General features: G+C 71.5%; 9 protein-coding genes. 1 reads left to right on the top strand and 8 read right to left on the bottom strand.

Annotated features, from left to right (window positions below; all coding sequences use genetic code 11):
* Positions 1 to 23: 23 nt before the first annotated feature.
* The 8 genes from BM070_RS13685 to BM070_RS13650 form a co-directional block, all read right to left on the bottom strand.
* Entirely contained in the window at positions 24 to 1,661 is a 1,638-nt protein-coding gene (locus tag BM070_RS13685; protein WP_092939958.1) for an FGGY-family carbohydrate kinase, read from the bottom strand.
* On the bottom strand, positions 1,661 to 2,392 hold the full coding sequence (locus BM070_RS13680) for an SDR family oxidoreductase (RefSeq protein WP_092939957.1): 732 nt from the start codon (positions 2,390 to 2,392) through the stop codon (positions 1,661 to 1,663). Before BM070_RS13680 ends, BM070_RS13685 begins: the two co-directional genes overlap by 1 nt.
* A gap of 33 nt (positions 2,393 to 2,425) precedes the next feature.
* Positions 2,426 to 3,697 (bottom strand): sugar ABC transporter permease, encoded by a 1,272-nt coding sequence (locus BM070_RS13675; RefSeq protein ID WP_092939956.1) that lies wholly within the window; start codon positions 3,695 to 3,697, stop codon positions 2,426 to 2,428.
* Positions 3,694 to 4,515, bottom strand: coding sequence for an ATP-binding cassette domain-containing protein (locus BM070_RS13670; RefSeq protein ID WP_092940013.1), 822 nt, complete (start codon positions 4,513 to 4,515; stop codon positions 3,694 to 3,696). Before BM070_RS13670 ends, BM070_RS13675 begins: the two co-directional genes overlap by 4 nt.
* 23 nt (positions 4,516 to 4,538) lie before the next feature.
* Positions 4,539 to 5,606, bottom strand: coding sequence for an ABC transporter substrate-binding protein (locus tag BM070_RS13665; RefSeq protein ID WP_092939955.1), 1,068 nt, complete (start codon positions 5,604 to 5,606; stop codon positions 4,539 to 4,541).
* An 81-nt stretch (positions 5,607 to 5,687) separates the two neighbouring features.
* A complete protein-coding gene (locus tag BM070_RS13660) occupies positions 5,688 to 6,572 on the bottom strand; it encodes a helix-turn-helix domain-containing protein (RefSeq protein WP_092939954.1) in 885 nt (294 codons plus the stop codon).
* Between the two features lie 398 nt (positions 6,573 to 6,970).
* Entirely contained in the window at positions 6,971 to 8,494 is a 1,524-nt protein-coding gene (locus tag BM070_RS13655) for an MATE family efflux transporter (RefSeq protein WP_245785220.1), read from the bottom strand.
* Between the two features lie 84 nt (positions 8,495 to 8,578).
* Positions 8,579 to 9,592, bottom strand: a complete 1,014-nt coding sequence (locus BM070_RS13650) for a zinc-binding alcohol dehydrogenase family protein (RefSeq protein WP_092939953.1) — start codon at positions 9,590 to 9,592, stop codon at positions 8,579 to 8,581.
* A 112-nt stretch (positions 9,593 to 9,704) separates the two neighbouring features.
* Between BM070_RS13650 and BM070_RS13645 the strand changes: the two genes are divergently transcribed.
* Positions 9,705 to 10,670 carry a LysR family transcriptional regulator gene (locus tag BM070_RS13645; RefSeq protein ID WP_092939952.1) on the top strand — a complete coding sequence of 322 codons (966 nt, stop codon included), beginning with the start codon at positions 9,705 to 9,707 and terminating at the stop codon, positions 10,668 to 10,670.
* Positions 10,671 to 10,735 lie beyond the last annotated feature (65 nt).

Here is a 10,735-nt window from a genome sequence, read left to right as displayed (position 1 = left end):
CCCGGGGAGATCGCCGAGCGTCTTCAGGAAGGCCGGTGCGCCGCCCCGCGCAGCCGCGCGGCCAGCTCCTGCAGCTGCCCGAAGGCGCTGAAGCGCGCGGCATGCACCTCTGCGATCGCGCCGGAGCGGGGCTCGAAGACCTCGCCGGAGCGGGACATGCCCGCCATGGTGCTCGCCACGTCGCCGAAGGCGCCCGCCGCCACGCCGCCCAGCATCGCGGCGCCCAGCAGCACCGGCTCGGCCGCCTCGGTCGCCACGACCGGCTTGCCGGTGCCGTCCGCCAGCAGCTGCCGCACCAGGGCCAGGCGGCCCGCGCCGCCGCTGATCATGATGCGGTCGATGGGCGCGCCGGCCCGGGCCTGCACCTCGATGATCTGCCGCAGCCCGTAGGCGATGCCGCAGATGCCCGCGACGTACATCGCCAGCAGGCTGTCGATGTCGCGCTCCATGCCCAGGCCCAGGATGGCCGCACGGGCATGCGGGTCGGCATGCGGCGCGCGATTGCCGAGGAATTCCGGCACCACGTGCAGCCCTTCGGCCAGGAGCACGGCGTCCGACAGGTCGGCTGTGCGCTGCGCGACCAGCTGCGCCAGCCGCGCGGGCAGGGCCTCGTCCTGCGCCTGGGCCTGCATTTCGGCGGCCAGCGGGTGCATGGAGAGCAGCTGGTCGATGGCGGCGCCCGCCGCCGACTGGCCGCCCTCGTTGAGCCAGGTCTGCGGCACCATCGCCGAGAAATACGGCCCCCAGACGCCGGGCACGAACACCGGCTCGCGCGTGCTGGTCATGGTGCAGGACGAGGTGCCGAAGACATAGGCCAGCGCCGCGAAGGGGTCTCCGTCCGCGCCCACGGTGCCGATGCCGCCGGCATGCGCGTCGATGACGCCGGTGGCCACCGCCGTGCCGGCCAGCAGGCCGAGTTCGGCCGCCGCCGCAGGCGTGAGCCCCTGGCCCAGCGCGGTGCCGGGCGCCACGACGCTGCGGCCGATGCGCGCGAAATCCTCGTCGGCCAGCACGCCCAGCCCGACGGTGCGGAAGTAGTCCGCGTCCCAGCGCTGCTCGTGCGCCAGGTAGGTCCACTTGCAGGTGACCGTGCAGGTGGAGCGGGCCAGGTCGCCGCTCGCACGCCAGGTGAGGAAGTCGGTCAGGTCCATGAACTGCCAGGCCGCGTCGAACACCTGCGGACGGTGCTCGCGCAGCCACAGCAGCTTGGGCGTCTCCATCTCGGGCGAGATGCGGCCGCCCACGTACTTCAGCACCTCGTGCCCGGTGGCGTTGATGCGCTCGGCCTGCTCCACGGCGCGGTGGTCCATCCACACGATGATGTTGCGCCCGGGGTCTTCCGAGGGGCCCACCGGCAGCGGCCGGCCGCCTTCGCCCAGCACCACCAGCGAGCAGGTCGCATCGAAGCCTATGCCGCGCACCTGGCCGGGCGCGATGCCGGCCTGCTGCATCGCGTCGCGCACCGAGGCGCAGACCGCGGCCCAGATCTCGTCGCTCGACTGCTCGACGATGGAGCCGGGCGCGTGGAAGAGCTGGATGTCGCGCTTGGCCGTGGCCAGCATGTGGCCGGCCAGGTCGAACACGCCGGCGCGGGCGCTGCCCGTGCCCACGTCCACGCCGATGACATAGGCCTGCGGCCTGGCGAGGGTGTCGGCGGCCATCACAGATCCACGTTGTTCGGCAGGATGACGATGTCGCGCACCGTCACGTTGCGCGGGCGGGTCAGCATGAACATCACGCAGTCGGCCACTTCCTGCGCCTGCATCAGGCTGCCCGAGGCCAGGGCCTCGTCCATCTTGGCCTTGGGCCAGTCGTCCAGCAGCGCGGTCACGACCGGGCCGGGCGCCACGGAACCCACGCGCACGCCGTGCTTGGCGAGCTGCCGGCGGGTGGTGTGGACGAAGGCCTGGACGGCGAATTTGGATGCCGTGTAGATCGGCTCCCACACCACCGGCACGATGCCCGCGATGGAGCTCGTGAAGAGGATGTCGCCGGACTTCTGCGCCACCAGGTGCGGCAGCACGGCGTGGACCGAGCGGAAGGCCGCATTGATGTTGAGGTTCAGCATGCGATCCCAGGCGTCGGGGTCGCCTTCGGTCACGTCGCCGCCCACGTAGGCGCCGGCGTTGGCGTGGAAGATGTCCAGGCCCCCGGCCAGCGCCAGGATCTTTTCCAGCATCGCCGAGTTCTCCTGCGGCTTCAGCAGGTCCAGCTGCAGGGCCAGGGCGCGCGGGCCCAGCTCGGCGCAGATCTGCTGCAGTTTGGTCGCGTCCCGGTCGATCAGCACGACCGTGGCGCCCGCTGCGAGCATCGCGCTCGCGCAGGCCAGGCCGATGCCCGACGCCGCGCCGGTGACGGCCGCCACGCGGCCCTTGAGTGATTCCGTCGTCATCAATTCAGTCTCCAGAAGGGGGGAGGCGGCGCATCAGGCGCGGCCATGGGACACGCGCGACTGGCGTGCCAGGGAATCGACGATCACTGCGATCGCCAGCACGGCGCCGGTGATCATGAAACGCAGGGACGAGGACAGGTTGAGCAGCGTCAGCCCACTCGCGATCGACTGGATCACGATGATGCCGAGCACCGCCGAATAGGCGCTGCCCCGGCCGCCGAAGAGGCTGGTGCCGCCGATCACCGCTGCGGCGATGGCGTTCAGGTTGACGTCGCCCGTGCCGGCCTGCTGGCTGGCCGAAGCCAGCCGCGCCGCGCTGAGGATGCCGCCGAGCGCCGCCAGGCTGGCGCACAGCACGAAGGCGCTGGCGAAGATGGCCCGCACGTTGATGCCCGCGCGGCGCGCCGCTTCGCGGTTGCCGCCGACGGCCTGCATCGCCCGGCCCCACCAGGTGCGGCGCAGCGCGTAGTCCATGGCGACCGCCAGAGCCAGGAACAGGCCGAACATCCATGGCACGCCCCGTGCCTGGTGCAGATAGGCCACAGCCGCCTGCAGCAGCACGGTGGCGATGGCAGCACGCGCCACCAGCCCGGCCACGGAGGGCGCCGACAGCCGCACCGCCTGCCGGCGGGCGCGCGTGCGCAGGCCCAGCACCAGCATCGCGGTGCCGGGCAGCAGCGCCAGCACGTGGGAGAGCGCCGGCGGGATCACCAGCAGCTGCCCGAAATCGACCATCTCCGAGCCGTACGGCAGGTTGATCGAGCCGCTGGTGCCCAGCAGGTAGAGCTGGAGGCCGAGGATGGCCAGCAGGCCGGCCAGGGTCGCCACGAAGCTCGGCATGCCGAAGCGGTTGAACAGCAGCGCGTAGAGCGCGCCGATCAGCCCGCCCGCGGCCAGCGCCGCGGCCACGGCCGCCGGCAGCGGCCAGCCCTGGGTCACCCAGAGCGTGCCGACCAGCGCGGACGAGAAACCGCTGATCGAGCCCACCGACAGGTCGATCTGCCCGACCATCAGCACGCAGACGATGCCGAGCGCGATGACGCCGGTGGTGGAGCAGTCGAACAGCAGGTTGACCAGGTTGTCGGCCGACAGGAACACCGGGTTCAGCAGGGCGAACACCGTCCAGATGATGAGCAGCCCGACGATGACCGGCAGCGAGCCGAGGTCGCCCGAGCGCACGCGCTGGAAGAAGGCCGATACCGAGGCGCCGAGGCCGTCCGCATGCTGCACGCGCACGTCGCTGCGGTCGAGCAGCGTGGGCGCCGGCACCGCTGCCGGCGCGGTGGATGGGGATTGGGGGCTCATGCTGTCTCCTGGCTCTGCGCCACGGTGTTGTCCTGGCCGCGGCTCGCGCGGCGCGAAACGGCGTTTTCGGTGGCGCCCGTGATGGCGGCAACGAGTTCCTGGTTGGAGGAGTCGGGGTAGAACACCCCGTTGTTGCGGCCCAGGCGCAGCACCACGATGCGGTCGGCCACGGCGCGCACGTCTTCCATGTTGTGGCTGATCATGATCACCGCGTGGCCCCGGTCGCGCACCCGCTCGATGAGGTTCAGCACCTCGGCGGTCTGCGCGACGCCGAGGGCGGCCGTGGGCTCGTCGAGCATGATCAGGCGCGGGTCGAGCAGCAGCGAGCGCGCGATGGCCACCGTCTGGCGCTGGCCGCCCGAGAGCGAGGCCACCACGTCGCGGACGTCGGGGATGCGGGCCGACAGCTCGTTGAGCAGCGTCCAGGCCTTGACCTCCATCGAGACCTCGTCGAGGCTCCACGGGCTCTTCTCGCGCCCGAGGTAGATGTTGGCGACCACGTCGAGGTTCTCGCACAGGGCCAGATCCTGGAACACCGTGGCGATGCCCAGGTCCAGCGCCTTGGCGGGGCTGTCGAGCGTGACCGGCTGGCCCGCGAAATGGATGCTGCCGGAGGTGGGCTGATGCACGCCCGCCAGCACCTTGACCAGGGTGGACTTGCCGGCGCCGTTGTCGCCCACGAGGGCGACCACTTCGCCCGCATGCACGTCGAGGTCGATGTCCGTCAGCGCGGACACCGCGCCGAAGCGCTTGCAGATCTTGCGCAGGCTCAGCACCGGCTCGCCGAGGGCGCGCCGTGGGGTAGAGGGGCTCTTCATCACGCTGTCCATCTATCCGTCGATCAGGGAGCGATGCCGAGCTTCTTGCAGCCGTCCACGTAGCGGCCCGTGCAGAGTTCCTTGGCGGTGGCGATCTTCTTGTCGATGATCTCGGCCTTGAGGTTCTTCGCGGTGACCACGGCCGGCGTGAAGAGCTGCGAAGGCGTGTTGTAGAGCTTGACCGGGGCGGCCGGCGTGGTGTCCGAGAGGAAGTCCACGGCGACGCGGGCGGCGGCGGCGGCCACGATCTCGCTGGGCTTGGAGATGGTGTTGTACTGGTCGCCCGAGATGATCAGCTGCAGCGCGGCGAGCGTGGCGTCGTTGCCCGACACCGGCGGGACGGGGTTGACGCCCGCGGCCTTGAACGCCGCGATGGCGCCGCCGGCCGTGCCGTCGTTGGCGGCCACCACGCCGACGATCTGCGAGCGGAAGCGCGTGACCTGCCCGCTGACCCACTGCTGCGCCTTGGGCGGCGCCCACTCGGGCGTGTCGAACTCGGCCAGCGTCTTGTAGCCGCTGTCCTTCAGGCCGGCGTGGATGCCGTTCTTGATCAGGCCCGCGGCGGCGTCGGTGGGCGAGCCGTTGACCTGCAGCAGGCCGCCCGCGTCGGTCGGCACCTTGTTCTCCTTCAGGTGCTGCACCAGCGACTGGGCGATGGCCTTGCCGATGCCCTCGTTGTCGAACGACACGTAGTAGTCGGCCGGGGTGGAGGGCACCGGGCGGTCATACGCGATCACCTTGACGCCCTTGCTCTGGGCCAGCTTGACCAGCGAGGCGGCGGAGGTGGAATCCACCGGGTCGAGCACGATGACCTTGGCGCCCTGTGCCATCACCGAATTGAATTGCTGCTGCTGCTGGGCCACGTCGCCGTTGGCGTTCTGGTAGAGCACCTTGCAGGCCGCGCAGAGCTTGGACATCTCGGCCTTGAAGCCTGGGAAGTCGTGCTGCTCGTAGCGGGTCGATGCCTGGTCCGGCATCAGGAAGGCGACGGTTCCGGCGGGCGCCGCTGCCGCGGCGGGCAGGGCTGCAGCGGCGAGTCCGGCGGCCAGCAGGCCGGCTGCGGCGAGCGTTTTGTGGGAATGGGCGGTCATGGCGTTGTCTCCTGTGGTTGAAATCGGATCGGCCCTGAGGTGTGGGCCTGTCTGCGGGGGCGGTGCTGCGGTTCTGCGCGGTCAGTCGGCGTGTGCCGTGCCGGAGTTCTCCATCAGAAAGTCCCTGAAGCGCGAGGGCGGAACGCCCTTTTGCCGCAGGAACTGGCGGTTGAAGTTCGAGATGTTCCGAAAGCCCGAGGCGAAGCAGATGTCGGTCACGGAGGCGTGCTCCCCGCTCATCAGCAGCTGCGCCGCCAGGTTGATGCGCAGCCGGTTCACGTAGCGGCTCAGGGCCATGCCGGTGTGGCGCCGGAAGCTGCGCGAGAACGCGCTGGGGCTGAGCTGGGAGATGGCGGACAGCTGCTTTTCGTCGAAGGGCTCGGTCAGGTGATGGCGGATGTAGTCGAGCGCCTCGTTGATGCCCGTCGCCATGAAGCCGGACGGGTCGGGGTGGTAGGAGTCGCTGCTCATCACCTGCGGGCTGCGCGCGCGGCTCAGCGCGCCGACGATGGAGATGAAGAGCTCGATCCGGCGGATGTGGGTGGCGCCCACCAGTTCGGCGATCAGCGGCCCCACCTCCGCCGCCGTCGCGGCCGGGAACAGCACGCCGCGCCGGCTCAGCTCCAGCATCGGCTGGAAGGACGACAGCTCGGGAAACAGCTGCGCGGCGTCGGAGATGAAGCGCTCGTCGAACTGCAGCACGCGGCTGCGCAGGGGCACCGAGGTTTCGTCGGGGATGTCGCTGACCCAGTTGTGGGGCAGGTTGGGCCCGGTCAGCACCAGGTGCCCGGGCGTGAACTCCCCGACGAAGTCGCCCACGAAGCAGCGGCCCGCCGTGGCCACCACGTGATGCAGCTCGTATTCGGGGTGGAAATGCCAGCGCACCGTGCGGAACGGATAGCCGTGCTCCCACGCCTTGAAGGACTGCGTGCGCCCTATCTGTACGAGTTCGAGGTCTGGTTGCATCTTCGGCGGTGCAATTCTTCGATCGCCTGCGAGGCCTGGGGCCTGCGGGCGGGTTGTCTCCGTGCGTCGGTGTGCCGACCTGGTTTGTGCTGGGGTCATGATAGGAAGCGCATCAGGCGCCTGGCTACTGCGTTTCGAAGTCCGAACTGATACTTTTTTGCCGATTCTGGGTCGATTTGCATACCGCATGGATCGGTATTCCATTGCTGGAGCAGTGAGGCGGCGGGCTCGCCGGGGCTTGCCGCCCAGGGCCGCAGGCAGGGCTGCGCGCCGCAGCCGCTGCGGCGGACTGCGATGGCGTTGTCAGGGAAGGAGAGGGGCCGGACGCGCCGGATGCACCGGATGCATGCTCGTGCGCTCTTTCGGGCCCCACGCCGGCCCGCCCCGGGCCGGGGGCGTCAGGCCGCGCGGTGCTGGCCCGGCCGTGGCGACGGCATGGGCGCTGCCCGGCCCTGGCCGGCCGGTGCCGCAGGCTGCGCATGCGCGCACACCGGCGACGGCGGCAGCGCGGCCACCTCGGCCGGGGTGCCCACCGGCGGGGCATCGTCCGGCGCCAGCATGCGGGCCTGGCGCCAGCGGCCCCAGCGGTAGTAGGCGATCGACATCAGCATGGCGCTGAGCGCGCTGGCCGGAAAGCTCCACCAGATCGCGTCCGCGCCCAGCCAGGGCTGCAGGCCGTAGGCGATGGGCAGGCGGATGCCCCAGAGCGCCAGGCCCAGGATGATGAGCGGCGGCACCACCGCGCCGGTGGAACGCACCACGCCCGAGAGCACGAAGGTCACGCCGAAGAAGAGGAACGAGCCCACGGCGATGTGGTTGAGGTGCCGTGCCGTCTCCAGCGCCGCGCTGCCGGCGGGCAGGAAGAGCGACAGCACCGTGCGGTCCAGCAGCACCAGCGGCACGATCAGCGCGCCGGTCAGCACGAAGTTGAAGAGCGTGCCGCTGCGGGCCACGCCGTCCACCCGGCTCCATTGCCCGGCGCCCACGTTCTGCGCGGCCATGGACGAGCAGGCCGCGCCGATCGCCATGGCCGGCATCTGCACGTAGGTCCAGAGCTGCAGCGCGGCGCCGTAGGCGGACGCGGTGGCCACGCCCTGGGCGTTGACCAGGCCCATCAGCATGAGCATGGCGGTGGAGATCATCACCATCTGCGCACCCATGGGCAGGCCCTTGAGGATGAGCGCGCGCAGGATGGCGCCGTCGGGCACGAACAGGCGCCAGTCGGCGCGGCCGATCCAGAGCGGGTGCCGGCGCCAGCGCAGCCAGCCCAGCAGCGCCGCGAAGCTGATCGCGTTGGCCACCAGCGTGGCCAGGGCCGAGCCCGCGATGCCCAGCGGCGGCACTGGCCCCCAGCCGAAGATGAGCAGCGGGTTCAGCGCCGTGTCCAGCACCACCACCAGCAGCAGGAAGACGAAGGGCGTGCGCGTGTCGCCCGCGCCGCGCAGCACGGCCGAGATGAAGGCGAACAGGTAGAGCAGCGGAATGGCGAGAAAGAGTGTGCGCAGATAGGTCTCGGCCAGCGGCAGCGCGGCGGCGGGCGTGCCCATCCAGCCCAGGATCTCGCGCGAGAGCGGCGGGCCGGCCGCCGCGATCAGCACGGATGTGCCGCCGAAGAAGGTGGCGCTGGTGCCGATCACGCGGCGCGCCTGCTGCGGGTTGTGCGCGCCCATGGCCTGCGCCACCAGGATGGTGGCCGCCATGCCCACGCCGAACACCGCGCCGATCAGCAGGAACAGGATGTTGTTGGCGTTCGCCGTGGCGGTGAGCGCCGCCTCGCCCAGGTAGCGGCCCACCCAGACCGCATTGACCGAGCCGTTGAGCGACTGCAGCACGTTGCCCGCCAGGATGGGCAGGGCGAAGATCAGCAGGGTGGTGGCGATGGGGCCGCGGGTCAGGTCGCGGGTAGGGGCGGCAGCAGGCATGGCGCGCATGGTGCCAGGGCCTGCGGCGCGCGGCTGTCGGCTGAGAGCCTGTCCGCCGGCCCGCCCCTCGTGGCGCGCAGCAGCTCAGAAGCCTTCGAGCACCACCTTGCCGATGGCCGTGCCGCTTTCCAGCAGGGCATGGGCGCGGCGCAGGTGTTCGGCGTCGATGGGGCCGAGCGTGGCCGTGAGCGTGCTGCGCAGGCGGCCGGCATCGGCCAGGGCCGCCACCTCGGCCAGCAGCGCGCCCTGGGCGGCCAGGTCCGGCGTGCCGAACAGCGGGCGGGTGAACATCAGCTCCCAGTGCAGCGACAGGCTCTTGCGCTTGAGCGGCACCACGTCCAGCGCGGGCATGTCGTCGATCAGCGCGATCTGGCCCTGGGGCTTGAGGCATTCCACGTACTGCGCGAAGTAGTCGGCCGTGTGCGTGAGGCTGGCCACCATGTCGATCTGCGGCAGGCCCAGCGCGGCCAGCTGCGGGGCCAGGGGCTGGCGGTGGTCGATCACGTCGTGCGCGCCCAGGTCCAGGCACCACTGGCGGGTCTCGGCGCGCGATGCCGTGGCGACCACGCGCAGCCCGGTGAGCTGGCGCGCGAGCTGGATAAGCACCGAGCCGACGCCGCCCGCGCCACCCATCACCAGCAGCGTCTGGCCCTGGCTGGCCGCGCCGCGCGCCACCCGGAGGCGGTCGAACAGCAGTTCGTAGGCGGTGATGCTGGTCAGCGGCAGCGCGGCGGCCTGGGCGTCGCTCAGCGTGGCGGGCGCCCGGGCGGCGATGCGGGCGTCCACCGCGTGCAGCTCGGCATTGGAGCCGGGCCGGTCGATGCTGCCGGCGTAATAGACGCGGTCGCCCACGGCGAAGCCCTGCACCTGGCTGCCCAGGGCCTCCACCGTGCCCACCGCGTCCCAGCCCAGCACCTTGGCGGCGCCGGCCTCGGGCGCGGCGCTCTTGCGCACCTTGGTGTCCACGGGGTTGACCGACACGGCGCGCACGCGCACCAGCAGGTCGTGGGGCCCGGGCGTGGGCGCGGGCAGCTCCAGGTCCAGCAGGGCCTGGGGATGGTCGATGGGGTGGGGGGCGTGGTAGCCGACGGCTTTCATGGAAGGGCTCCGAATGGGAAAAGGAGGGGCGGAATGGGCGCCCGGGGCGATGGTGTGACTGTATTTGTGCAGAATCGGCGCATAAAGCGGCTGGACCGGCTTACTCCTTCAAATGAAATTTGAAAATATCGCGGACCTGCGCGTGCTGGTGGAAACCGCACGGGGCGGCACCCTCACCGCTGCGGCCCGCGCGCTGGACATCACCCCCGCCGCCGCCAGCGCCATGCTCAAGCGGCTGGAGGGGCAGGTCGGCGCGCGCCTTTTCGAGCGCTCCACGCGCGCCATGCGCCTCACGCCCCAGGGCCAGACGCTGCTGGACTACGCCGGCCGCGCGCTGGAGCTGCTGGAGGAGGGCGCCAGCCAGGCGCTGTCGGAATCCGGCGCGCTGCGCGGCACCATCCGCGTGGCGGCGCCGTCGGACTTGTCGCGCAGCCTGCTGCTGGGCTGGTTCGACGGCTTCCTGGCGCAGCACCCCGGCGTGCAGATCGCCCTCTCGGTCAGCGACCGGGTGCAGGACGTGCGCCGCGACGCCGTGGACCTGGCCCTGCGCTACGGCGCGCTGGCCGATTCGCAGCTGGTGGCGCGCACGCTGCACACCACCCGCCGCGTGGCCTGCGCCGCGCCGGCCTACCTGCAGCGCCACGGCGCGCCCGCCCACCCGTCGGAGCTGGCGGCGCACCGCTGCATCACGCTGCACATCGCCGGCCGGCGCGAATCGCGCTGGCTTTTCGAGCGCGCGCCCGGCGCGGCGGGCGACGGCCCGGATGCGCTGGAGGTGCGGGTGGACGGCGACCGCAGCGTGGACGACGGCGCCATCGCCCATGCCTGGGCACTGGGCGGCGAGGGCATCGTGTACAAGTCCGGGCTGGACGTGCGCGCCTCGCTGCGCAGCGGCGCGCTGGTGGCCCTGCTGCCAGGGTGGCTGGGCCAGCGCTACACGCTCAGCGCCGTGCTGCCCAGCAACCGCTTCGTGCCGGCGCGGGTGCGCGCCCTGGTGGACCACCTCGCAGACTGCTTCGCCGGGCTGGCGGCGCAGGATGCCGCCCAGGCCGGCGGCCTGGGGGCGCAGGCGGCATGAACGCCGGTGCCCGCAGGCGCGTCCTCTTCCCTATCTGCTTCGCTCGTTCCCCGTCACCAACCCCT

It is taken from the genome of Paracidovorax wautersii, from assembly GCF_900113035.1.
Lineage (GTDB): Bacteria > Pseudomonadota > Gammaproteobacteria > Burkholderiales > Burkholderiaceae_C > Paracidovorax > Paracidovorax wautersii.
Note: the sequence above shows the minus strand (reverse complement) of the source record. Positions and strands in the feature narration are given on the sequence as shown.